The sequence below is a fragment of the Kitasatospora sp. NPDC036993 genome, assembly GCF_055607525.1.
Genome location: NZ_JBVJRP010000012.1, coordinates 250,242 through 274,862, shown reverse-complemented (window position 1 = coordinate 274,862; position 24,621 = coordinate 250,242). Strand labels below are relative to the sequence as shown.

Annotated in this window: 16 protein-coding genes and 1 pseudogene; 9 read left to right on the top strand and 8 right to left on the bottom strand. The window is 73.4% G+C overall.

The genetic code is table 11. From position 1 onward, the window contains the following. The coding region (locus tag ACZ7C5_RS26260; RefSeq protein ID WP_470323578.1) for a hypothetical protein at positions 1-183 on the top strand (183 nt) is incomplete at its 5' end. Between the two features lie 65 nt (positions 184-248). Here the strand turns inward: ACZ7C5_RS26260 and ACZ7C5_RS26255 are convergent. The 4 genes from ACZ7C5_RS26255 to ACZ7C5_RS26240 all read right to left on the bottom strand — a co-directional run bounded on the left by ACZ7C5_RS26255 (position 249) and on the right by ACZ7C5_RS26240 (position 5,095). Further along, positions 249-923 (bottom strand): nucleoside/nucleotide kinase family protein, encoded by a 675-nt coding sequence (locus ACZ7C5_RS26255; protein WP_470323577.1) that lies wholly within the window; start codon positions 921-923, stop codon positions 249-251. Between the two features lie 134 nt (positions 924-1,057). Beyond that, a complete protein-coding gene (locus tag ACZ7C5_RS26250; RefSeq protein ID WP_401092068.1) occupies positions 1,058-2,014 on the bottom strand; it encodes a S66 peptidase family protein in 957 nt (318 codons plus the stop codon). Positions 2,015-2,235: 221 nt separating this feature from the next. Next, positions 2,236-3,246, bottom strand: a complete 1,011-nt coding sequence (gene trpS / locus ACZ7C5_RS26245; protein WP_401092131.1) for a tryptophan--tRNA ligase — start codon at positions 3,244-3,246, stop codon at positions 2,236-2,238. Between the two features lie 274 nt (positions 3,247-3,520). Continuing rightward, on the bottom strand, positions 3,521-5,095 hold the full coding sequence (locus ACZ7C5_RS26240) for an APC family permease (protein ID WP_401092132.1): 1,575 nt from the start codon (positions 5,093-5,095) through the stop codon (positions 3,521-3,523). A 326-nt stretch (positions 5,096-5,421) separates the two neighbouring features. On the opposite strand from ACZ7C5_RS26240, the gene ACZ7C5_RS26235 reads away from it, so the two are divergent. Both ACZ7C5_RS26235 and ACZ7C5_RS26230 read left to right on the top strand, forming a co-directional pair. Beyond that, positions 5,422-6,528 (top strand): ABC transporter substrate-binding protein, encoded by a 1,107-nt coding sequence (locus ACZ7C5_RS26235; protein WP_401092069.1) that lies wholly within the window; start codon positions 5,422-5,424, stop codon positions 6,526-6,528. Positions 6,529-6,831: 303 nt separating this feature from the next. Continuing rightward, a complete protein-coding gene (locus ACZ7C5_RS26230; protein ID WP_470323576.1) occupies positions 6,832-8,169 on the top strand; it encodes a DNA polymerase III subunit gamma/tau domain-containing protein in 1,338 nt (445 codons plus the stop codon). Between the two features lie 83 nt (positions 8,170-8,252). On the opposite strand, the gene ACZ7C5_RS26225 is transcribed toward ACZ7C5_RS26230, so the two are convergent. Beyond that, positions 8,253-8,786, bottom strand: coding sequence for an NUDIX hydrolase (locus ACZ7C5_RS26225; RefSeq protein ID WP_188298924.1), 534 nt, complete (start codon positions 8,784-8,786; stop codon positions 8,253-8,255). Positions 8,787-8,909: 123 nt separating this feature from the next. Here ACZ7C5_RS26225 and ACZ7C5_RS26220 point away from each other — a divergent pair, with 123 nt between their 5' ends. After that, a complete protein-coding gene (locus ACZ7C5_RS26220; RefSeq protein WP_401092071.1) occupies positions 8,910-9,908 on the top strand; it encodes an ATP-grasp domain-containing protein in 999 nt (332 codons plus the stop codon). A gap of 77 nt (positions 9,909-9,985) precedes the next feature. Here the strand turns inward: ACZ7C5_RS26220 and ACZ7C5_RS26215 are convergent, their stop codons facing one another. Then, complete coding sequence (locus tag ACZ7C5_RS26215; RefSeq protein WP_470323575.1) at positions 9,986-13,939, bottom strand: ABC transporter ATP-binding protein; 3,954 nt, start codon at positions 13,937-13,939, stop codon at positions 9,986-9,988. A 386-nt stretch (positions 13,940-14,325) separates the two neighbouring features. Continuing rightward, on the bottom strand, positions 14,326-15,003 hold the full coding sequence (locus ACZ7C5_RS26210; RefSeq protein WP_470323574.1) for an SACE_7040 family transcriptional regulator: 678 nt from the start codon (positions 15,001-15,003) through the stop codon (positions 14,326-14,328). Positions 15,004-15,134: 131 nt separating this feature from the next. On the opposite strand from ACZ7C5_RS26210, the gene ACZ7C5_RS26205 reads away from it, so the two are divergent. From ACZ7C5_RS26205 to ACZ7C5_RS26190, 4 genes are all read left to right on the top strand, one after another. Beyond that, the gene (locus ACZ7C5_RS26205) at positions 15,135-16,841 is read left to right on the top strand and encodes a carboxyl transferase domain-containing protein (protein WP_470323573.1); all 1,707 of its coding nucleotides are present in this window, start codon (positions 15,135-15,137) and stop codon (positions 16,839-16,841) included. A gap of 153 nt (positions 16,842-16,994) precedes the next feature. Continuing rightward, the gene (locus ACZ7C5_RS26200; protein ID WP_470323572.1) at positions 16,995-19,295 is read left to right on the top strand and encodes an acetyl/propionyl/methylcrotonyl-CoA carboxylase subunit alpha; all 2,301 of its coding nucleotides are present in this window, start codon (positions 16,995-16,997) and stop codon (positions 19,293-19,295) included. Beyond that, the gene (locus ACZ7C5_RS26195) at positions 19,292-20,278 is read left to right on the top strand and encodes a hydroxymethylglutaryl-CoA lyase (RefSeq protein WP_470323571.1); all 987 of its coding nucleotides are present in this window, start codon (positions 19,292-19,294) and stop codon (positions 20,276-20,278) included. Before ACZ7C5_RS26200 ends, ACZ7C5_RS26195 begins: the two co-directional genes overlap by 4 nt. 196 nt (positions 20,279-20,474) lie before the next feature. Beyond that, positions 20,475-21,665, top strand: a complete 1,191-nt coding sequence (locus tag ACZ7C5_RS26190) for an acyl-CoA dehydrogenase family protein (RefSeq protein WP_188298929.1) — start codon at positions 20,475-20,477, stop codon at positions 21,663-21,665. A gap of 184 nt (positions 21,666-21,849) precedes the next feature. Here ACZ7C5_RS26190 and ACZ7C5_RS26185 read toward each other — a convergent pair. Further along, positions 21,850-22,275 (bottom strand): annotated as a pseudogene (locus ACZ7C5_RS26185) (universal stress protein); the annotation flags it as partial. Positions 22,276-23,421: 1,146 nt separating this feature from the next. Here ACZ7C5_RS26185 and ACZ7C5_RS26180 point away from each other — a divergent pair. After that, a complete protein-coding gene (locus ACZ7C5_RS26180) occupies positions 23,422-24,510 on the top strand; it encodes an HAD family hydrolase (protein ID WP_470323570.1) in 1,089 nt (362 codons plus the stop codon). Positions 24,511-24,621: the final 111 nt, after the last annotated feature.

The following is a 24,621-nucleotide window of genomic DNA, read 5'->3' as shown; positions in this document are numbered from 1 at the left end:
GCTTCGTTCATCCAACTCGCCGGTGTCTTCGGGGCTTTGACGCCCTGTCCGACGTTTCAAACTCTAGCCGATCCCCGCTCCGAAAAGCGAATCCGGCCGCAATCCGATAAAATGCGCACGCCGAATATGCCCCAGGCCGTCACGCGGAAAAGCGAAACGACCGGCACGAACCGGAAGTGGTGATTCAAAGGATTGGCCGCCCCGGGACCGTCCGCGCAAACGCGTGTCCGGTGCTCCCTGTCGAGCGACTAGAGAACACTACCCCTGTCCGGCGCCGGAGGCAAACCCGTCCCGGAGACGGTCCTGGTGCAGAGCGCCCGGCCGGGCTTCACGTACTCGCCGTTGGGGTGGTCGTTGCCGGTGACCCAGTGGCGGGCGGTGGTCTCGTCGCGGCCGCCGTCACGGTGGCGGCGGAGCAGGCGCTCCTCCCGGACGGTGTCGTCGGTGTGCACGTACCAGAGTTCGTGCAGCAGTCGGCGGGCGTCCGGCCAGGGGGCGTCGGCGGAGGCGAGGTAGTTGCCCTCGGTGATGACGAGGCGGGTGTGCGGGCGGACGACGTGGCGGGCGGCGACCGGTTCGTCCAGGGTGCGGTCGAAGTCCGGGACGTAGATGTCCTGGAAGCGGTCGCCGGCGATGCGGCGCAGCAGGGCGACGTACCCGTGGGCGTCGAAGGTGGCGGGGGCGCCCTTGCGGTGGGTCAGGCCGAGGCGGTCGAGCTGGGTGCCGGAGAGGTGGAAGCCGTCCAGCGGAACGTAGGCGGCGGTGCCGGGGCCCTCGGCGCGCTCGACCTCGGCGACCAGGTGGCGGGCCAGGGTTGACTTGCCGGCGCCGGGCGGGCCGGCGAGTCCGAGGATCGTACGGGCGTTGCTTCCCGGGCCGTGGAGGAAGCCGAGGGCAAGGGCGGTGAGGCGGTCCTCGTTCATGGCCGCACCCTACTCAGCGCGCACACCCTGCTCAGCGCACACCCTGCTCAGCGCGCGCTCTGCCCGGCACGTGCTTCGCCCTGCGCACGCCCTGCTCGACCGGGCACGCTCCGGGCGCTCCGGATCGGGACGGCTCAGCGGTCGGCCAGGGCGGGCAGGTCCAGGGTGAGGGTGCCGGCATCGGCGTCGAGCAGGGCGGGAACGCCGAGCGGCACGGTGAGGGTGGACGGGCAGTGGCCGAAGCCCAGCTCCCAGAGCACGGGGATGCCGAGCCCGCCGAGCCGGTCGAGCATCACCGCGCGGACCCGTTCGGGCCGTCCGCAGCCCTCCCAGGAGCCGAGGGCTATGCCGGCCACGCCGTCGAGGGCGCCGGAGCGCCGGAGCTGGGTGAGCAGCCGGTCCAGTTGGTAGGGGTGCTCGTGCACGTCTTCGAGCACCAGGACGCTGCCCGCGAACGAGGGGCGGGCGGCCGGCGTGCCGCGCTCGGCGGTGAGGACGTGGAGGCAGCCTCCGGCCGTGACCCCGCGGGCCCGGCCGGGGACGAGCGGGGCGGCGGTGGGCGAGGTGAGGACGGTGGTGGACGCGGGGTCGAAGAGGGTGCGGCGCAGGTGCTCGGCGGTCGGACCGTCGTCGACGAAGGTGGCCCCGGCGGCCATCGGTCCGTACAGGGTGGCGAGGCCGAGGCACTGGGCGAAGGCCTCGTGCAGGGAACTGACGTCGCTGAAGCCGATGAAGGGTTTGGGCCGCGCCGCGCGCATCGCGGTCCAGTCGAGCAGGTCGACCATGCGGTGCACGCCGTATCCGCCGCGGGCGCACATGACGGCGTCGACGGTGGGGTCGAGCCAGGCGGACCGGAGGTCGGCGGCGCGGTCGGCGTCGGTGCCGGCCAGGTAGCCGAGGGCGGGGTGGGTGTCGAGGACGTGCGGGGCGACGGTGACGCGCAGCCCCCAGGAGCGGAGGATCGCGCAGCCGGCGCTGAGGCGTTCGGCGTCGATGGGGCCGCTGGGGGCGACGACGGCGATGTGGTCGCCGGGGCGCAGGTGCGGCGGGCGGGTCAGCCCCTGGCCGGGTGTGGTCGGGTGCTGGTCCATGGGCCGGGCCGCCTTTCGGGCGCGGGAACGGGGTACGGGCGGCCGCGCCGGTGGCGACCGCCCGGTGACGATATGCCCCGTGTCGGCCGGCCGATGTCCACCGGCCCGATGTCCTCCGGACGCCGATGCCTGCCGGACGCGGTCCACGGCCGGGACGGACCCGACGGAGGGCGCGGACGGACATCCGCGGCCGCCGGCAGGTTCCGGCCGGCGGGCGCTCCTCAGATCGCCGCCCCCATCACCTCCCGGACCTCGGCGAGGGTGGCCTCCGCGACGGCGTCGGCGCGTTCGGCGCCGTCGCGCAGGACCTGCCGCAGGTGGCCGCGGTCGGCGGCGAACTCGGCCCGGCGGGCCCGCATCGGGCGGAGGAACTCGTTGACGGACTCGGTGACGGTGCGCTTGAGCGCGGCGGCGCCGCCGTCGCCGATCTCCTCGGCGACTGCCTCGGGGGCGCGGTCCTGGCAGAGCGCGGCGAGCAGGACGAGGCCGGCCACCCCGGGCCGGTTGGCCGGGTCGTAGTCGATCCGGCGGTCGGCATCGGTCCTGGCGCCACGGATGATCCGGGCGGTCTCGTCCTCGGTGGCGCCGAGCGCGACGGCGTTGCCCCGGCTCTTGCTCATCTTCCCGCCGTCGGTGCCGAGCACCATCGGGGCGTCGGAGAGCAGGGCCTCCGGGCGGGGGAAGACGGCGCTGCCGTCGGCGTGCGGGTAACGCTCGTTGAAGCGGCGGGCGACGGTGCGGGCGACTTCGAGGTGGGGCAGCTGGTCCTGGCCGACGGGGACCAGGTCGGCCTTGCAGAAGAGGATGTCGGCGGCCTGGTGGACGGGGTAGGTGAACATCAGCCCGCTGACCGCGGACTGCCGGGAGTGGGCGATCTCGTCCTTGACGGTGGGGTTGCGGCCGAGTTCGGCGACGCTGACCAGGCTGAGGAAGGGGAGCAGCAGCTGGTTGAGGGCGGGGACGGCGCTGTGCGGGAAGATCGTCGCCCGCTCGGGGTCGAGGCCGGCGGCGAGGTAGTCGAGGACGAGGTTCTCGGTGTGCTCGGCGAGCCGGTCGGCGAGGTCGCGGTCGGTGATGACCTGGTAGTCGGCGACCACGACGAACATCTCGACGCCTTGGTCCTGGAGCCGGACGCGGTTGCGCAGGGTGCCGAAGTAGTGGCCGAGGTGCAGCGGCCCGGTGGGGCGGTCCCCGGTGAGGACACGGTGGGCGGTCGGGTCGTCGGACGGCACGGACGTGGCCGCGGCGGGAACGGGGGCACCGGCGGGAACGGCGGCGGCGATGGCAGCGGCAGTGGCGGCGGCGGTCTCGGTGGTCAAGGTCTCTCTCCTCGGTACGGCGGTGGTGGCGGCCGTCCGGGGCAAGGGGCCCGTCCTGCGGTGAGCGGTGGAAACGCAGCAGGGCCGTCCGTTCCGGACGGCCCTGCTCAGGCGAGTGGGGTGGCCGTCCTAGGACGGCCACCAGCACAGGCCCGTGAAGCGCTTCATGGACCCGAGGGTAACGGCGTCAGTCCTCCACGACCAGCGCCTGGGTGTCCTTGGTCAGCGTCTCGCCGCGGAAGAACTCCGGTCGGATGACGCCGTACCAGGTCATCAGGCCCGCGCCGAGCAGCAGGATGCCGACGCCGATCACGAAGACCGAACCGATGCCGAAGACCGACCCGCTGCCGTAGTCGGGGGCCCAGGCGTCGGTGAGGGTCTGGAGGAAGACCGCGCTGAGCAGCACGCCGCCGAGGAGCGGCGCGACGCCCTTGAGCAGCAGGTCGCGCACGCTGGTGCGCAGCGAGCGGCGGAAGTACCAGACGCAGGCGAAGGCGGTCAGCGCGTAGTAGAAGCAGATCATCAGGCCGAGCGCCAGGATGGTGTCCTGGACGACGTTCTCGCTGATCAGGCTCATGCCGACGTAGAAGACGGCGGTGGCGATGCCGGCCGCGACGGTGGCGTAGCCGGGGGTGCGGAAGCGCGGGTGGACGGCGCCGAAGCGCGGCGGCACGGCGCGGTAGGCGCTCATCGCGAGCAGGGTGCGGGCCACCGGGATGAAGGTGGTCTGGAGGCTGGCAGCGGCGCTGGCGACGACGGCCAGGAAGAGCAGGATGCTCCACGGCGAGCCGAGCACCGGGCGGGCCAGCGCGGCGAAGACGTTGTCCGCGGTGGCCGGATTGCCGAGGCCGTTGCCGGTGCTGCCGACGCCCGCGAACATCTGGGAGGCGATCGCGACCAGCAGGTACGAGCCGACCAGGGTGACCATGGAGATCATCGCGGCGCGGCCGGGGGTCTTGGCGCTGCCCTGGGTCTCCTCGTTCATGGTCAGGCAGGTGTCCCAGCCCCAGTACATGAAGATCGACAGCGACAGTCCGGCGGTGAACGCGCTGAACGAGCTGACCTCCAGCGGGTTGAGCCAGGAGAACGAGAAGCCGACCGAGTCGGGCAGGTCGCCGGTCACGGCCTTGCCGATGGCGATGGCGGAGAACAGCACCAGCACGGCCAGCTGGAGGCCGACCAGGCTGTACTGGAACCACTTGGTGGCGGTCATCCCCCGGTAGCTCATCGCGGTGGCGCCGGCGATCAGCAGGACCACGGTGAGCAGGTGGACGGCCTTGTTCTGGTCGAGTTCGGTGACCCAGCTGCTGCCGGTCATCTCCCCGAGCATCAGGTACAGGAAGTCGGTCGCGACCCCGGCCAGGTTGGAGAGGACGATGATGGTCGCCACCGTCAGGCCCCAGCCGGCCATCCAGCCGACCCGGGGGCCGAAGGCCCGGACGCCCCAGGTGAAGGACGTGCCGCAGTCCGGGAAGTCCTTGTTCAGCTCCTTGTACGCGAACGCGACGAGCAGCATCGGCAGGAAGCCCGCCAGGAACACCGCGGGCATCTGCACGCCGACCGCGGTGACGGTCGGGCCGAGCGTCGCGGTCAGGCAGTAGACCGGGGCGACCGTCGAGACGCCCAGCACCACGCTGCTCAGCAGGCCGACGGAACCGCCCCGTAGACCCTTGTCTCCCGCTCCCCCAGCGGTCCCCTGATCACCGGGGACTCCACCACTGATGCCACTGACCGGGGCACCCTGCGGAGCGCCGGGCGCCATTGCCCGGCCACTGCTCGTGTGCTCTGAGAGCTGCTGATCAAACACCAGCGCACCCTAGATGGGGGCATGGAAGGTTGAGTAGACCAACCCTTGGTGATCTAAACCACTTGCTTCGATTCGTTCCCACCAAGGGCAACAGGGCTGATGTATTAACGGCTTGTTAACCCCATGTACCTTTGTTTCCAAGGACTTGAGCCAAGGAAATTTCTCCTGTTTGCCAAGGTTTGACACGGTTTGACCCCCTGGGACGAGTGGGCCGCGACCCCGCCACTCCCACATCAGATAGGTTTGCCTAACCTAATTTCGATCGTGAAAAGGAGCGTCGCGTGCCCCCCACCTCCGACGACCTGGCCCCCTCCACCCGCACCCCCGGCCGCCGCCGGTTCCTCACCGCGGGGATCGCCGGCAGCGTGGTGCTCGGCCTCGGCGGACTGCTCACCGCCTGCGGCAGCTCGGGCGGATCGGGCGGCAGCGGCGGTTCGACCCCGGCCGCCGGCGGCTCCTCCCCGGACCAGAAGTCCGTCAAGCAGGGTGGCGACGACTACGCCACCGTGATCGAGAAGATGAAGGGCTTCGGCACCGACGCCGCCCCCGGCGTCTACCCGCGCACCCTCAGGCACGCGATGGGCGAGACCGTCCTCCCGGCCAGGCCCACCCGGGTCGTGGTGCTGGACACCGGCGAGCTCGACAACGTCGTCGCCCTCGGCATCCAGCCCGTCGGCATCGTCCACGCCGACGCTTCCAAGTCCCTGCCGTCCTACCTCAAGGACAAGGCCGGCAGCCCGGCCGCCGTCGGCACCATCAACAGCCTCAACCTGGAGGCGATCGCCGCGCTCAAGCCGGACCTGATCCTCGGCAGCCAGCTGCGCGCCCAGGACCAGTACGCCCAGCTGTCCAAGATCGCACCGACCGTCTTCTCGCTGCGCCCCGGCTACCCGTGGAAGCAGAACTTCCTGCTCAACGCGAGCGCGTTCGGCCTGGAGACCGAGGCCAAGGCGCAGCTCGACGCGTACCAGGCGGCTGCCGCGGCGATCGGCGCGAAGCTCGGCGACAAGCGGCCCACCATCACACCGCTGCGCTTCATGCCGGGCCGGACCCGGCTCTACGCCGAGCTCTCCTTCATCGGCACCATCCTCACCGACGTGCCGCTGCCGCAGCCCGGGATCGAGCAGGTCAAGGAACTCGCGGTGGAGGTCAGCCCGGAGCAGATCGACAAGGCGGACGCCGACTGGATCTTCTACGGCGTGTACGGCAGCCCCAGCTCCACCAACCAGGACACCGTGCTGGGTGGCGCGCTCTGGAAGACGCTCGGCGCGGTCAAGTCCGGTCAGGCGCGACCGGTTTCGGACGAGACCTGGTTCCTCGGGCTCGGCGTCATGGCGGCGAACGCGGTGCTCGCCGACCTCAAGGGGTTCGTCGCGCCCGGGAGTTGAGCCGGCCCGGCGGGCCCGGGGCTGATCGGGGCCGGGCCCGGGCAGGTCGCGAGCGGGCCTGGAGCGGGCCTGGGAGCGCGGGTCCGGGGCGGGTCCTCGCGGGACGCGGGGCGTCCTTCCGTCCGTACGGCAACGGTGTTCGCCCGGCGCGGTCTTGGGCGGTCCCGCGGTGATTCCACGGTGATTCCGCGGCGGTCCTGCGGGGGTGTCGCGGTGGTATCGCGCACACCATCGGGTCGGACGCTTGGAGCTGATCGCGTGGTGCGGGAGGATCGTCGGGACCGTTCCCCGAAGGGCCCGCAGATGACCTCGCTCCACCCTGCCGCAACCGATCCCTCCCTGCCCGGCCCGCCCCGGGACGCCGCCGGATCCTCGCCCCCGCACGCCGTACCCGGCCCGCCCGACCCGATGGCCCCGGCGATCCCGACCGTCCCGATGGTCCCGGCCGTCCCGATGTGTTCGATCGCGACCGCCGCCGAACCCGGTGCCACCACGCCGGGCACTCCGGACGGGGCTGCCCGCCAGGGCTGCGCCTCGCGCCACGACTCGGTGCCGCAGCCACGCAGCCGCAATGACGTGGAGGCAGCGGGCCCGTCTGCGCCCGGCCCGGAGGCGGACGACCCGGAGGCGGGCGGCGATCCGACCACGACGCGTCTGCGGGCGGCGTTCGCCGACCGGCTGCGGGCCGCACACGCCCAGGGCCGCTCCGTCGCCGAGCTCGCGCAGGCGTGCCGGCGGCCGCTCGCGGAGGTACGGGTGCTGCTCGGCCTGGACGCGGCTGCCGAGGACGGTCCGGCCGCGCCCGACGGCCCCTCCTCCGACGCCGTCATCGTCGATGTCGATGTCGACGGCCGGGCCGGAAGCGAGGCCGAGGACGGGTTCGTCCGGTTCCGGCCCGCCGACGCCCCGCCGGAGGGCGGACCGTCCGTACCGAAGCCCCGGACGGGGCGCGAAGACCAGCGGATCCTGGGGTCCCGACGACCGTCACCCTCGCGGCGGCTGCGCCGGATGCACCCGCAGGCCGCCCGGACCGGGCAGGGGGCGACCGCACGGGAGACGGCCGCGACCGACCCGACCGGGGCGGGCCTGCCGGACGCTGCCGGGTGGACGGACGGATCCGCCGGTACGGCGGGGACGGCTGAACCCACCACCGGCGCGGTGGTAGCGGCGGCGCAGGTGCCGCCGTCCGCGACGGGCACCGGGTCCTTCGGTGTGACCGCCCCCGCCACCGGATCGAGCCCCGCCACGACCGACTCAGCAGCAGTCGGCCCCGCCGCCGTCGAATCCACCGCGGGGACCCGGTGGGCCGAGCCGCAGCTCGGCATCCTGATCGGCGGCAGCCCCGGACAGGCCGACGCCCTCGGCCGGCCGGAGGAGCGCGCACCGGTCCGGGTGGCGGCCCGGCCGATCAGGGTCGGCCGCGGCACCTGCCTGGTGGTGCTGCCCTCCTGGCGTCCCGCCATCGCCGTCTCGGTGTCGACCGAGCTGCTGCTGTCCGCGACCGGGCTCGGCTTCGGGCAGCTGGCCGACGCCCGGCTGACGGTGCTGATGAATCCCGGCGCACTGCACGACCGGGAGCTGGAACTGCACGGCTGGGAGTCCGGTCCCGCCGGGCGGCCCCGGCGCGGCGGGCGCCCGTAGCCGCGCCGTCCGGCGCCGTTCAGCGATGGGGAGCGCGGGTCTGGCGGGCCTGGCGGGGCTGAAGAGTCCGGCGGGCCCGGGGCCTAACGGGCGGCCGGGGCGTTCGGAACGTACCCGAGGTCGACGGGCACCGGCGGCCGCCCGTCCACGGCCCAGCCGGGGCGGACCGCGTCCAGCAGTTCCGGCAGCGCGGGCGGCCAGAGGGCGTCGGCGTTCTCGTCGGCCAGGTCGGCCGGGGTCCACCAGCGCCAGTCCAGGATCCGGTCGACGGCGTGCACCGCGCTGACGTCGCCGACCGGGCCCCGGTGCGGTCCGCCGGCGAGGTAGATGTGCTCGTGCTGGCGGACCGGGGTGCCGTGCCAGGTGAAGTCGTGCTCCCAGGTGCAGAGCAGCGGGCCGGGTTCGAGGTCGCTCCAGCCGGTCTCCTCCCACAGCTCTCGGCGGGCGCCCTCCCACGGGGTCTCGCCCGGCTCCAGTCCGCCGCCCGGCATGGTCCAGTGCACGCCGACCTCGTCGTTGTCCGAGCGGAGCAGGAAGACCGAGCCGTTCTCGTCCAGGACCACCGTGCGGGCGGCCTGCCTCGGCTTGCGCTTGTGGGGTCGCAGCAGATTTCGCATCGGGTCACTCTCGCAGTGGCCGTCCGGGGCGTCGAGCGGTTTCGGCACTCCGGTCGGGTGCTTGCGCCGGCGGGCCCGTCGTGCCGGACGCGGGGCCCGCCCGTCGGCCGTACCCTGACGGCCATGCCCGTACCAGCGATCATCTTCCCCGCCGATCCGCTCAACCCGCGCCGGCCCGACCCGCACTTCGCCTGGGAGGCCAGGATGGTGCGGGAGCTGGGCGGCGAGCACCACCTGGTCGACCACGACGTGCTGCTCGCCGGTCCGGCCGAGGAGGCGGTCCGGCGGGTGCCGCGGGACAGCGGCCCACTCTGGTACCGGGGTTGGATGCTGCCCTCCGCCCGGTACGCCGACTTCGCCGCCGCGCTCAGCGCCCGCGGCGGCAACCTGCTGACCAGCGCGCCCGGTTACACGGTGGCCCATGAACTGCCGGGCTGGTACGACGTGTTCGAGGGCGCCACCCCGGCCAGTACGTGGATCCCGTCCGACGGGCCGGTGGTACCCGGGCCGGAGGAGCTGGCGGAGGCCGCGGCCCGGCTCGGCGGGCACGGGCCGGCGATCGTCAAGGACTACGTGAAGTCGCGCAAGCACGAGTGGCACGAGGCCTGCTACGTACCCGAGTTGGCCGACCTGACGGCCGTCGGCCGGGTGGTGGAACGGTTCGTCGAACTGCAGGGCGAGTTCCTGGCGGGCGGCGTGGTGCTGCGGCGGTACGAGGAGTTCGAGGGCACGGACGCTTCGACGGAGGGCCCGGTCGGCGCGAGTGGCGCGGCTGATGGAGCTGTCGGGGCCGGCGCGAACGGTGGGACCGGGGTGGTGCGCGCGGACGGCGGCGCGCCGGATGCCGGCGGGCGGGCCGTGGAGGCCCGGGTGTGGTGGCTGGACGGCCGGCCCGTCCTGGTCGGACCGCACCCGGACGCCCCGCGCCAGGCCGTCGAGCCCGACCTCACCGACGTCCGGGCGCTGGTGCGCAGGCTCGGCTGCCGCTTCGTCACCACCGACCTCGCCAGCCGGGCGGACGGCTCCGGCTGGCGGGTGGTCGAGGTCGGGGACGGGCAGGTGAGCGACCTGCCGCGCGGGATCGACGCCTCGGGGCTGCTGGCGTCGCTGATCGCCGCCTGACGGACCCGGAATGACGAACCCGGGATGACGGCCCGCCAGGCGGCTTACGGGCGAGTGGAGTTCCGCGCGGGCCCGCGCTATCCGGCGGCGACGGCCTCCGCCGCCGGGTGGCCGTCGGCGATGAACGCCTGCCAGAGCCGGGCGTAGGTGCCGCTCCGGGCGAGCAGTTCGGTGTGGGTGCCGTCCTCGACCACCCGGCCGTGGTCCAGCACGACCACCCGGTCGGCACGCTCGGCGGTGGTCAGCCGGTGGGCGATGACCAGGGTCGTCCGGCCGCCGCTGAGCCGGTCCGCGGCCTGGTTGACCACCGCCTCGGTGGCCAGGTCGAGCGCCGCGGTGGCCTCGTCGAGCAGCAGGATGTCCGGGTCGACCAGTTCGGCCCGGGCCAGCGCGATCAGCTGGCGCTGGCCCGCCGAGAGGTTGCGCCCGCGGCCGGCCACCTCGTGGTCGTAGCCGCCCGAGAGCCGGACGATCATGTCGTGCGCGCCGACCGCCCTGGCCGCCGCCTCCACCTCGGCCGCCGAGGCGTCCGGCCGGCCGTACGCGATCGCCTCGCGGACCGTGCCCGCGAACAGGTACGCCTCCTGCGGCACCACGCCCAGCCGGTGGCGGTACTGCGCCAGGTCGTAGCGGGTGAGGTCGACCCCGTCCACCCGGACGGTGCCCTCCGTCGCGTCGTAGAACCGGGCGACCAGCTTCACCAGCGTCGACTTGCCGGCGCCGGTCTCCCCGACCAGGGCCACCGTCTGCCCGGCCGGGATGTGCAGGTCCACGCCGCTCAGCACGGTCGGGGCACCGTCCGCGCCGCCGTTGTAGGCGAAGCCGACCCCCTCGAAGGAGATCTCGCCGCGCAGGCCCTTGGCCACCGGGACCGGGTCGGCCGCCTCGGCGGTGGTGGTCGGGGTGCGCAGCAGCTCGCGGATGCGGCCGAGGCCCACCGAGGCCTGCTGGTAGCCGTCGAACACCTGGGACAGCTGGTTGACCGGCGCGAAGAACAGGTCGATGTAGAGCAGGTAGGCGACCAGCGCACCGACCGTCAGCGTCCCGGCGTCGACCCGGGCGGCTCCGACGATCAGCACCAGCGCGGCGGCCACGCTGGAGAGGAACTGGACGAACGGGAAGTACAGCGAGATGTAGAGCTGGGCGCGGACCCGCGCCTCGCGGTACGCGATGCCGCGCGCCACGAAGCGGTCGGTGTTGGTGTCCAGGCGACGGAAGGCCTGGACGATCCGCATGCCGGCCACGTTCTCCTGGAGATCGGCGTTGACGGCGCTGATCAGGTCGCGGGAGCGCTCGTACTGGTCCCTGGACTTCCTGCGGAACACCAGGGTCGCGATCACCAGCAGCGGCAGCACGGCGAAGACCACCAGGGCCAGGCCGGCGTCGATGATCAGCAGGGCGGCGAAGATCCCGGCGAAGGTCAGCAGGCTGACCACCGCGGTGACCATCCCGGTCTGGAGGAAGGAGGTCAGCGAGTCCAGGTCGGTGGTCATCCGGGTCATGATCCGGCCGGTCAGCTCGCGCTCGTAGTAGTCCAGGCCGAGCCGGTTGAGGTGGGCGAAGATCTTGAGCCGGAGCGTGTAGAGGACGCGCTCGCCGGTACGGCCGCTGACCCGGTTCTCCGCGCCCTGCACCACCCAGTCCAGCAGGACCACGACGAGTGCGGTGAGCGAGGCCACCGCGACTCCGCCCATCACGCCCTTGCGGACGCCCTCGTCGATGCCGTGCCGGATCAGCACCGGCAGGACCAGTCCGGCCGCCGCGTCCAGGGCGACCAGCAGGAGGGCGATGAGCAGCGGGGTGCGGAAGGGGCGCAGCAGGCGGCGCAGGGTGAAGTCGGGGTCCCCTGCCTCGGCCTCGGCGCGGGGGACGGCCGGGACGTCCGAGGCGGGCGGGAGGGCCGCGACCTTGGCCAGCAGGTCGGGGTCGGCGGTGCGGGCGGCCTTGGTCAGGGCGGGGGTGGCCTGAGGTGCGGGGGCGGTCCTGGCCCCGGACGTGGCGTCCGCGGGAGTGCCGTCGGTGGACTGCGGCTCGGTGGACTGCGGTTCAGCGGTTTGCGGTTCAGCGGGCTGCGGCCCGGTGGGCTGCGTGCCGGCCTCGGGATCGGTGATCAGGGCTCGGTACCGGGGACATCGGGCTTCGAGTTCCTCGTGGGTGCCGAGGTCCAGCAGCCGGCCGCGGTCCAGGACGGCGATCCGGTCGGCGAGCTGGAGGGTCGAGCGGCGGTGGGCGATCAGCAGCGTGGTGCGGCCGGCCATCACCGAGCGCAGCGCGTCGTGGATCTCCGCCTCGATCTGCGGGTCCACGGCCGAGGTGGCGTCGTCCAGCAGCAGGATCCTGGGGTCGGTGAGGATCGCCCGGGCCAGCGCGACGCGCTGGCGCTGGCCGCCGGAGAGGGTCAGGCCCTGCTCGCCCACCTTGGTGTCGTAGCCGTCCGGCAGCGCGCGGACGAACTCGTCGGCCTGGGCGGCCCGTGCCGCGGCGACCACCTGTTCGTCCGTGGCGTCCGGGCGGCCGTAGGCGATGTTGGTGCGCACCGACTCGGAGAAGAGGAAGCTCTCCTCGGGGACGATGCCGACCGTCGCCCGGACCGAGTCCAGGGTGAGGTCGCGCAGATCGTGGCCGTACAGGCGGACGGCGCCGGCGGCCGGGTCGTAGAAGCGGGGCACCAGCTGGGCCACCGTCGACTTCCCCGAGCCGGAGGCACCGACCAGGGCGAGGGTCTCGCCGGGGGCGATCCTCAGGCTGAGGCCATGCAGGACGGGGGCGGGGTGCTCGGGGTCGTAGCGGAACTCGACCCGGTCGAACTCCAGGGCGGCGTCAGGGGTCTCGGCGTGCGCGAGGTCGAGGGTGCGGGCGTCCGGCCGCTCCTGGACCAGCGGGCGCTCGTCGATCAGTTGCAGGACGCGCTCGACACCTGCCCGGGCCTGCTGGCCGACGGTGATGACCATGGTCAGCATCCGCACCGGGCCGGTCATCTGCGCGACGTAGGTGGAGAAGGCGACGAAGGTCCCCAGCGTGACCCGGCCGTCGACGGCCAGCCAGCCGCCGAAGGCCAGGACGGCGACCTGGGCGAGTGCCGGAATCGCCTGCATCGCCGGGTTGTAGCGGGCGTTGAGCCGGATCGAGCGGAGCCGGGCGGCGAACAGGCTGCGGGAGACCCCCTCCAGCTTGTCGAGCTCCTGCGCCTCCTGGCCGAAGCCCTTGACCACGCGGACGCCACCGATCGCACCGTCCACCACGCCCGCGACGGCGGCCGCCTCCTGCTGGGCCGCCCAGGTGGCGGGGAAGAGGCGCTTGCGGCTGAGCACCGAGACCCCCCACAGCGCGGGGGCCATCACCAGGGCGATCAGGGTGAGCGGCGGGGACAGCCAGACCATCACGACCAGCGACATGACGAACATCAGCAGGTAGCCGGTCATCATCGGCAGCATGGAGAGCAGACCGTTGACCAACTGGAGGTCGGAGGTCGCGCGCCCGATCACCTGGCCGGTGTCCAGCCGGTCCTGGCGGTGGCCGTCGAGCCGGCCGAGCGAGCGGAACAGGTCGCTGCGCATGTCGTGCTGGACGTCGAGCGCGAGCTGGCCGCCGTAGTAGCGGCGGACCTGGGTGCAGCCGAAGACCACGAGGGCGCCGAGCAGCAGCAGCACCGCCCAGGGGGCCAGCGAACGGGTGTGGGCGACGATGACGTCGTCGATGATCAGCTTGGTGACCAGCGGCACCAGCGCGGTGACGGCCATGCCGAGGAGCGACGCGCCGAAGGCGAGCAGCAGGCTGCGGCGGGACCGCCAGCTGTAGCCGATCAGGCGGCGCAGCCAGCCGGCCTGCTCGGTCTGCTCGGCCGGATCAGTCGGCTCGGCCTGCTCGGTCTGCTCGGCCGGATCAGTCGGCTCGGCCTGCTCGGCCTGCTCGGTCGGCGTCGTGTGTGCGGCGGTGGTCTGCGGGCTGTCGACGGGGACCTCCGGGGTCGGGCCGGGGGCCGGGGGGCCGCTCGGGGATTGCTCCACCGTGGATCCGTGAGTCTCAGGCATATTTAGGAATGCTAACCATTTCGTCGGGTGGCCGCCACGGCGTTTCCGCCCCGGGTGGGTCAGGGGCGGGCCAGGGCAGCCCGGATCGTCCGGTCCAGTGGACTGGCCAACAGCCTGCGGCCTGCCGTGATTCCCGGCCGGGAGCCCACGCGGGCCACTCTCCCCCGACCGCTTCCAGGGTCGCTGACGGCCTTCCGGGCGCCCAGCGGCCAACGGGTGGGCGGGCGCCGTCCTTTGGGCCTAGCACTCGGGACGGGCTTCCGCCGGCGGCCTCACTCCGGGCTCCGGCAAGGCGCATCGCTCCGCTTCGATGTCGCCACAGACGCCGGAAACGGGTCCGGGAGCAGGGCGAGCGCGAGGCCGGGGCCCAGGGCGGGGCGCGGGATTCAGGCCCCCGCGGACACCGGACCGCCGGCGGGCTCGACGGCCGGGTCGGCGACCGAGGCGGCCGCCGCCGCGAATGCGCCGTGGGCAAGGGCGTGGAGCAGCGCGGCCATGCCGTCGCGCTGGAGCGCCGGGCGCTCGCCCTGGTCGGGGTTCGGGCCGAGGCTGTGCGGGGTCGAGTTGATCAGACCGAAGACGGCGTGCACGGTGGCCCGCGCCACCGGCTCGGCAGCGGGGCCGGCCAGCGGCGGGTAGGCCTGCCGGACCACGTCCACCCACAGTTCGACGTAGCCGCGCTGGAGCCGGCGGACGGTGCGCCGGTCCTCCTCCTTGAGGTTCAGCAGCTCGCGGTCGTGCAGGGTGATCAGGTCGCGGTCGTTCAGGGCGAAGTCGACGTGGCCGCCGATCAGCGCGTTCAGCGCGGCAGCCGGACCGTCACCCTCGCCCGCCCGGCGCCGTCCCTCCTCCAGCAGCCGCTCGCTGATGCCGATCAGCAGGTCCGCGAGCATCGCGTCCTTGCCGGCGAAGTGGCGGTAGAGCCCGGGGCCGCTGATCCCGACGGCCTTGCCGATCTCGTCCACGCCCACGCCCAGGAAACCCCTGGCGGCGAACAGCCTCGCGGCCTCCCGGCGGATCTGGTCGCGGCGTGGGAGCGCGGAGGCTGCGGGGGCGTTCGACATGTCGACCATCGTAGACAGTCGGGTTATCGGCCGTTAACCTGGGCGCGTAAGTTAACGTTAATTAACGTGCGATGCCAGGCAGACCGCACCCGGCCGCCCACCTGGTGCCGAGGGCAAGGGAGCTCTTGGGAATGGTCATCTCAACCACCGGCGCACCCACCGGTGTCCGGTTCAACGCAGCGACCGGCACGGCGCCCGGCGCCGCACCGTCTGCGGCCGCCGCACCGGCACCCCGGCTCGGCACCTCCGCCGACCCGGGCTCCGAGGCCTACCGCGCCAACACCGAGGCGCACCGGGCCCTGGTCGCCGAGCTGCGCGCGAAGCTCGACGCGGCCGCCCTGGGCGGCGGCGCCAAGGCCCGGGCACGGCACGCCTCCCGCGGCAAGCTCCTGCCCCGCGACCGGGTGGACACCCTGCTCGACCCGGCCTCCCCCTTCCTGGAACTGGCCCCGCTGGCCGCCGACGGGATGTACGAGGGCGCGGCCCCCGCGGCCGGGGTGATCGCCGGCATCGGCCGGGTCGCCGGGCGCGAGGTGGTGGTGGTCGCCAACGACGCCACCGTCAAGGGCGGCACCTACTACCCGATGACGGTGAAGAAGCACCTGCGCGCCCAGGAGGTCGCACTGGAGAACCGGCTGCCCTGCGTCTACCTGGTCGACTCCGGCGGCGCCTTCCTCCCGATGCAGGACGAGGTCTTCCCCGACCGCGACCACTTCGGCCGGATCTTCTACAACCAGGCCAGGCTCTCCGCCGCGGGCATCCCGCAGATCGCCGCCGTGCTCGGCTCGTGCACGGCCGGCGGCGCGTACGTCCCGGCGATGAGCGACCAGGCCGTGATCGTCCGCGACCAGGGCACGATCTTCCTCGGCGGTCCGCCACTGGTGAAGGCCGCCACCGGCGAGGTGGTCACCGCCGAGGAGCTGGGCGGCGGCGACCTGCACTCCCGCACCTCGGGCGTGACGGACCACCTGGCCGAGGACGACGCCCACGCCCTCTCCATCGTCCGCACGATCGTCGCCGGACTCGGTCCGCGCGCGGCCAAGCCGTGGCCGCTGACCCCGGTCGAGCCCCCGGCCGTCGACCCGGCGGGCCTGTACGGGGCCGTGCCGGTCGACCCGCGCACGCCCTACGACGTGCGCGAGGTGATCGCCCGCCTGGTGGACGGCAGCCGGTTCGCCGAGTTCAAGGCCGAGTACGGCGCGACCCTGGTCACCGGCTTCGCCCGGATCCACGGCCACCCGGTCGGCATCGTCGCCAACAACGGCGTGCTGTTCTCCGAGTCGGCCCTCAAGGGCGCCCACTTCATCGAGTTGTGCGACCAGCGGGGCATCCCCCTCCTCTTCCTCCAGAACATCACCGGGTTCATGGTCGGCCGGCAGTACGAGGCGGGCGGTATCGCCAAGCACGGCGCCAAGATGGTCAACGCCGTCGCCTGCACCCGCGTCCCGAAGCTGACCGTGGTGGTCGGCGGCTCCTACGGAGCCGGCAACTACTCGATGTGCGGCCGGGCCTACTCACCTCGCTTCCTGTGGATGTGGCCGGGGGCCAAGATCTCCGTGATGGGCGGCGAGCAGGCGTCCTCCGTCCTCGCCACCGTCCGCCGCGACCAGTTCGAGGCGCGCGGCGAGCAGTGGCCGGCCGAGGCGGAGGAGGAGTTCAAGCGCCCCGTCCGCGAGCAGTACGAGCGCCAGGGCAACGCCTACTACGCCACCGCCCGGCTCTGGGACGACGGTGTGATCGACCCGATGGACACCCGCACCGTCGTCGGCCTCGCGCTCACCGCCTGTGCCAACGCCCCGCTGGCACCGCCCGCCCCGTACGGCGTCTTCCGCATGTGATGCCTCCGGGTGTCACCCCTGGGTCCGCGACCCCTCCCTTCCGGTCCCTTCCGGGTGTGACTCCCCGCGGCGCCGGCCCACCCGGGCCGGCGCCCCGACCGCCCACCGCCACCTCCTTCGTACGGCTCCCCTCGACCCGGAGGAACCCCTCCCATGTTCGACACAGTTCTGGTCGCCAACCGCGGCGAGATCGCCCTCCGGGTGATCCGCACCCTGCGGCGGCTCGGCGTCCGCTCGGTCGCCGTGTTCAGCGACGCGGACGCCGACGCGCCGCACGTCCGCGAGGCCGACGCCGCGGTCCGGCTCGGTCCGGCCGACCGCAGCGACAGCTCGGCTGCCGAGACCTACCTGCGGAGCGACCAGATCCTCGCCGCCGCCCGCCGCACCGGTGCCCAGGCCGTCCACCCCGGCTACGGCTTCCTCGCCGAGAACCCCGGCTTCGCCCGCGCCTGCGCCGACGCGGGCCTCGTCTTCATCGGGCCACCTCCCGGTGCCGTCGAGCTGATGGGTGACAAGATCAACGCCAAGGAGGCCGTCCGGGCCGCCGGCGTCCCGGTGATCCCCGGCAGCCGGGCCACCGCGCCCAGCGACGGGGATCTCGTCGCCGCGGCCGACGAGATCGGCTACCCCGTACTGCTGAAGCCGTCCGCCGGTGGCGGCGGCAAGGGCATGCGCCTCGTCCGGGACCGCGCCGACCTGCCCACCGAGATCGCCGCCGCCCGTCGCGTCGCCCGCACCGCCTTCGGCGACGACACCCTGCTGCTGGAGCGCTGGGTCGACCGGCCGCGCCACATCGAGGTGCAGGTGCTCGCCGACGCCCACGGCACCACCGTCCACCTCGGCGAGCGCGAGTGCAGCCTTCAGCGCCGCCACCAGAAACTGATCGAAGAGGCTCCCTCCGTTCTCCTCAATGCCGAGACCCGTGCCGCGATGGGCGCCGCGGCCGTCCGCGCCGCGGAGTCCTGCGGCTACACCGGCGCCGGCACCGTGGAGTTCATCGTCCCCGGCATCGACCCGGACGCCCCCGCCTCCACCGACGCCTCCACCGCCGAGGGGGTGCGGGACTTCTTCTTCATGGAGATGAACACCCGTCTCCAGGTGGAACACCCCGTCACCGAACTCGCCGTCGCGGTCGGCCCGGACGCCGCCCGGCTCGACCTGGTCGAGTGGCAGCTGCGCGTCGCCGCCGGCGAACCGCTCTCCTTCACCCAGTCCGACATCTCCTTCCTGGGCCACGCCATCGAGGCCCGCATCTGCGCCGAGGACCCGGAACGGGACTTCCTGCCCACCGGCGGCCGCATCCTCACCCTGGACGAGCCCCGGGGCGAGGGCATCCGCGTCGACTCCGGGGTGACCCCCGGAACCGTCGTCACCAGCGCCTACGACCCCATGCTCGCCAAGGTCATCGCGTACGGGCCCGACCGCCCGACCGCGCTGCGCCGGCTCCGCGCCGCGCTGGCCGACACCCGCATCCTGGGCGTCACCACCAACACCGGCTTCCTGCGCCGACTGCTCGCACACCCCGAGGTCGCCGCCGGCCGGCTGGACACCGGCCTCGTGGAGCAGACGGCCCAGGAGCAGCCGGCCCTGCTCGCCTCGCCGTACTCCCCCACGAACGCGACCACCCCGGACGCGACCGTGGCGGCCGAACCGCCGTCGCCCGCTCACCTCCTCTACTACGCGGCCGCGCTGGCACGGCACCTGGAACTCGTCCCCGCCGCCGACCCCGGCGGCTGGACCGATCCGTTCTCCCTTCCCTCCGGCTGGCGCCTGGGCGGCACCCCCGCCTGGACCACCCACCGCCTCCGCACCCCCGGCCAGGACCCGGTGGCGGTGCGCGTCCGTTCGATCACTGCGGGCAACGTAGCCGATGCCACTGACAATTCCGCCGGGCCGACCCGCGAGGTGGAACTCCGACTCGACGAGGGCCCCGCGCACCGCGCCCGCGCGACCCTGGCCGACGACCGGCTGCACCTGACCGTCGACGGCCTCAGGACCACGTTCGCGCTGGCCACCGACACCGCTCCCGGCCTCGCCGCAGGCCCGGTGACCTGGCTCGGCGTCGAGGGCGACGCCTGGCCGCTGCACGCCTACGACCCGGTGGTCGAGAGCGCCGCCGGAGCCGGCGCGCACCACGGTGCCCTGACCGCCCCGATGCCCGGCACCGTCACGGTCGTCAAGACCACGGCGGGCGAGACGGTCCGCAAGGGCCAGGCCCTGCTCGTGCTGGAGGCCATGAAGATGGAACACGTGATCGCCGCACCACACGACGGCGTGGTCGCCGAACTGCGGGCCACGGCCGGCGCCACCGTCGCGATGGAGGACCTGCTGGTCGTGGTCGCCCCGATCGAGGACACGACGGCCGAGGGCACGACCAGTGGGGGCGCAACGGGCGGGGACGCCACGGCCGAACCGGCCGACGCTCCCGCCGAGCCCGCGGAGGTGCGGTCGTGACCGCCCCCGCCCGCGAGCCCGACGCCCTCGACCTGGGCCTGCCGGAGCCGGTCCGCGCCCCCGGCCTGCCCGAGGAGGTCCGGATCCACGAGGTCGGACCGCGCGACGGCTTGCAGAACGAGAAGTCCCTGGTGCCGGTCGAGGTCAAGGCCGAGTTCATCGCCCGGCTCGCGGCCGCCGGCCTGCGCACCGTCGAAGCCACCAGCTTCGTTCACCCGAAATGGGTACCGCAGCTGGCCGACGCCGAGGATCTGGTCCCCCGGCTCGCCGAGCTGCCGGAGCGTCACCCCGGCCTGCGGCTGCCGGTGCTGGTGCCCAACGAGCGCGGCCTGGACCGCGCGCTCGCCCACCACGCCTCCGACATCGCGGTGTTCGCCAGCGCCACCGAGACCTTCGCCCGCCGCAACCTCAACCGCTCGGCGGACGAGGCCATGGAGATGTTCCGGCCGGTCGTGGCCCGGGCCACCGGGGCGGGGGTCGCGGTCCGCGGCTACCTCTCGATGTGCTTCGGCGACCCGTGGGAGGGCCCCGTCCCGGTCGACCAGGTGGTCCGCTACGGCGTGCAGCTGCTGGAGCTGGGCTGCGCGGAACTGAGCCTCGGCGACACCATCGGGGTGGCCACCCCCGGGCAGGTCGCCGCCCTGCTGGCGGGCTTCGCGCGGGCCGGCGTCCCGGTCGGCCGGCTCGCCGTGCACTTCCACGACACCTACGGCCAGGCGCTCGGCAACACCCTGGCGGCACTGCGCGAGGGCGTCACCACCGTGGACGCCTCGGCGGGCGGCCTGGGCGGCTGCCCGTACGCGAAGAGCGCCACCGGCAACCTGGCCACCGAGGACCTGGTCTGGATGCTGCACGGGCTCGGCATCCGGACCGGCGTCGACCTGCGCGCCCTCGTCGCGACCAGCGGCTGGATGGCCGGACGGCTCGGCCGCCCGAGTCCCTCCCGCACCGTCCAGGCGCTGCTCGGCTCGACCGGGGGCTGACCCCGCCCGCTCCGCCTCCGGCGCCGGTCGCCCGTACCCGTCCGGCCGGCGCCACACCGCATCGCACTACCGCATCACCGCATCACCGCTCGACACCCATCCCTCAATCGCACCGTGCGACCGTCACACCTTCCGACGAACGCCGGTCATTCCGCTCACGTCCGCGGCCGCCCCGGCCGGGCGCCAGGAGGATCAGATGCTCGACCACCGACTCAGCAGCGAGTACGAGGAACTGCGGCGCACCGTCGCCGAGTTCGCCCAGGACGTGGTGAAGCCGAAGATCGGCGAGTTCTACGAGCGGGAGGAGTTCCCCTACGAGATCGTCCGGGAGATGGGGCGGATGGGGCTCTTCGGCCTGCCCTTCCCCGAGGAGTACGGCGGCATGGGCGGCGACTACTTCGCCCTCGGCATCGCCCTGGAGGAACTCGCCCGCGTCGACTCCTCGGTGGCGATCACCCTGGAGGCCGCCGTCTCGCTCGGCGCGATGCCGATCCACCGGTTCGGCACCGAGGAGCAGAAGCGCGAGTGGCTGCCCCGGCTGACCTCGGGCGAGCTCCTCGGCGCCTTCGGCCTCACCGAGCCGGAGGGCGGATCGGACGCGGGGGCCACCCGCACCACCGCGCGGTACGACGAGGCCACCGACGAGTGGGTCATCAACGGGACCAAGTGCTTCATCACCAACTCCGGCACCGACATCACCGGCCTGGTCACCGTCACCGCGCTCACCGAACCGATCGCTCGTTCGAGTGAAGAGGGCGAATTCCGCTCGCCTGTGCGGGAGATCTCCTCCATCATCGTGCCCACCGGGACCCCCGGCTTCCAGGTCTCGAAGAAGTACTCGAAGGTCGGGTGGAACGCATCCGACACCCGCGAACTGTCCTTTACCGACTGCCGCGTTCCCGCGGCCAACCTGCTGGGCGAGCGTGGCCGAGGCTACGCCCAGTTCCTGCGGATCCTCGACGAGGGCCGCATCGCGATCGCGGCCCTGGCCACCGGCCTGGCCCAGGGCTGCGTCGACGAGTCCGTGAAGTACGCCGGCGAGCGCCGGGCCTTCGGCCGGCCGATCGGCGCCAACCAGGCCATCCAGTTCAAGCTCGCCGACATGGAGCTGCGCGCCCACACCTCCCGCCTGGCCTGGCGGGACGCCGCTTCCCGGCTGCTGCACCGCGAACCGTTCAAGAAGGAGGCCGCGATCGCGAAGCTGTACTCGTCCGAGGCCGCCGTCGACAACGCCCGCGAGGCGACCCAGATCCACGGCGGGTACGGCTTCATGAACGAATTCCCGGTCGCCCGTTTCTGGCGCGACTGCAAGATCCTGGAAATCGGGGAGGGCACGTCGGAAGTCCAGCGCATGCTCATCGCCCGGGAGCTCGGCATCGGTTCGTGACGATCACTTCCTGATGGTCACCTCCTGAACCGAGTCCACCGGGGTGGTGGACCAGTTCGATTCACCGCTCGGCGCGCCACTCAACGCTCCGCTTCACAAGCAGAGTTGTGTCGCCCGGTGGCGAACGGGGCATCAGGAGGAGGCCTCTGGAAGGGATTTCGAAGGAAGACGCGGGAGCAGGGCTTCAGGGGATCACGATCACCGGGCGGTTGGCCCGCCGCGCCAGCCGTCCGGAGACCGAGCCGAAGATCTTGCCGAGCAGGCCGTGCGTCGTGCCGACGACGATCGCGTCGGCGGCGTACTCACGGCCGACCTCCTCGATCTCGTGGCAGATGTCCCCGCCGCGCTCGACCAGGATCCACGGCACCCCGGTGAGGAAGTCCGCGCAGGCGAGTTCCAGTCCGAGGACCTCGGTCCGGTGGTCGGGGAGGTCGACGAAGACCGGCGGCTCGCAACCCGCCCAGACCGTCGCGGGCAGGCGGTTGGCGACATGCACGATCACCAGGCCGCACTGCGAACGGCGGGCCATGCCGACCGCGTAGGCGAGGGCGCGCTCGCTCGACAGCGAGCCGTCGAAGCCGACCACCACGCCGTGCTGGAACACCGGGTCGAGGGACGGCGCCGGGGTGTCCTGCCCGGACGGTTCGGTGGGCCCGCCCAGCGGACCGGCCGAGCCGGCGGCTGTCTCCGGACGCTCGGCACCCGGGCCCAGGCGGCCCGTCACCGGAAGATCCGCAGGGTCAGCCGGGGGTTCGCCACGCCGCTGGCGCGGCCCCGGGCGGTCCCCTCGGGCGGCGAGGCCGCCCCGGCGGCCGAAGCCGCGCAGAGCACGCGCGAAGCCGCTCCGCGGGTCGTCGTGCCGCGGGTCGTCATGCCCCGGGTCGGGCTCCCCTGGCTCCGTCGGCTGTCCCGCGTCAGCATGTCCGTCCGCACGCCCGCCGGCGGACTCGTCCGCACCGTCGCCGCCACGGCCGTCGTACCCACTGCCGCCTTCCCCCCGGTCGTCACCCCTGCGATCGCCACCACGGCCGGCGCTGTGCCCGTCACCGCACCCGCCGCCGTGCCCAGCACTGTGCGCGCCGCCGCGTCCGTCACCGTGGCTCTCGCTGCGGCCGTCGGTCCGGCGATCCGATCGGCCCTCGGCCCGGCCGTCGGGGGGATCGGAGGCAGACCCGCCGTCCGGGCCCACGCTGCGGGGTGTGTCCGGTTCAACCGGTCGGGGAGGCTCAAAACCAGCCATGGCTCACGGCTCTTCGATGGAGAGGGGCCGACAGAAGAGGAGGACAACGCTGCCCGGGCAGCAGGCCCGCCCACGGGATGACGTCGGTCTGCGCCGCGCAGCACCGTATGTGACCTGTTCCTTTCAGAGTACGACGGGCGCGGGGCCCAGCCCAGCGGCGAAGCCCCGGAGCGACGTTGTTCCCGCGAAAGAGGGATGCGCCCGCCGGGGCAGTGCGCCCCGTTCACAGGTGATCGCGCCCCCTCCGGAAAGGAGGTTCCCTGGAGCTTGACTGAGCGGACCGGGCCGCGCAACAGCCTCACGGGACACCGTGACCGGACTGTCATGGATCGGCGACGATCCGTTGCGGCACGTCGCGAACCGTGACGTCCGGGCTGCCCCAACAGTCCCCGTCCGTCCGGGGAATCGCCACTCGTCACGGGCGTGCGGAGGCCGTTTCAGCCACTCCGTACGGCTTCGCGACGCCGTCTGGCATTTGCCAGATGCATGGGCGCGGCCGCTGGCACCATGCTCGGCATGCCCCTGCTCCTGTTCGACCTCGACAACACCCTGCTGCCCCGGGACGCCGCGTTCCGGTCCTGGGCGCAGGACTTCCTGTCCGACCACCGGCTGCCACCCGGAGACCTCGACTGGTTCGTCACCCTCGACGGCGGCGGCTACGTACCGCGCAGCACCGTACTGTCCGCCGTCCGGCGCCGCTACGGCCTGGACGTGTCCGCCGAGTTCCTGCACGCTCACTACCGACGCGGCATCAACTCCCACATCCACTGCCCCCGCAGGAACATCGAGGCACTGCGGGCCGCCCGGGCCGCCGGGTGGACGCTCGGCATAGTCAGCAACGGCGGCACCCGCCCGCAACTGGAGAAGATCCGGCGGACCGGACTGGGCCCGCTGGTCGACGGCTGGGTCATCTCCGAGGAGGCCGACTGCGTCAAACCCGACCCGTTGATCTTCAGGATCGCCGCCCGGCGGTGCGGCATCGTGCCCACCGGGGACTGGGCCGCGCACACCTGGATGATCGGCGACCACGCACCCGCCGACATCGCCGGTGCCGAGCTGACCGGGCTGCGCAGCGTCTGGCTGCACCACGGCCGGCCGTGGGCGGAGAACGGCTACCGCCCGACGCTGAAGGCGGCCGGCCTGCCGGAGGCCGTCGGTCAGGTGCTCTCCGCGCGGAACGCGCCCTCGCCCCGGCCGGGCGTCCGCTCCGCCGGGACGCTCCGACGGGCAGCGGCGGGAGTGCTCGCGGGGGCGCCGACGGGGGTACCGGCGGAGGTGCAGGCACGCGCGACGGCGCTGGTCGGCGCACGGCCCGGCGCACGTCCCGCGGTGGCCGCCCCGGACGGTCCGAGTGCATCCGGTGCCGCCGACGCCGGGAGGGCCGGCGAACGCGTTCCCGCAGGCAGTTCCGGTGTCCGAAACCGATCCGGCGGATTTGCCGTGATCACCGAGGCCGGCACCGGCGCCGGAAAGGGCGCCGACGCCGCCGCGGCCACCCGCGCCGCCTTCGTCCCGGTCCCCCTCGCAGCACCCGCAGCCCCCGCAGCACCCGCCGCGGCATCGACCGCAGTCGTGTCCGGCACCGCGGTGGCGGCCGCCCAGTAGCACCCCGGTCGACGCCCTACGACGATCCTGCCGCCACGACGGCCGACGCCCGCACACCCCGGCCTCCCGACGCCCCGGCCCCCAACACCCCGACGTCCGCCCCACCCTCGC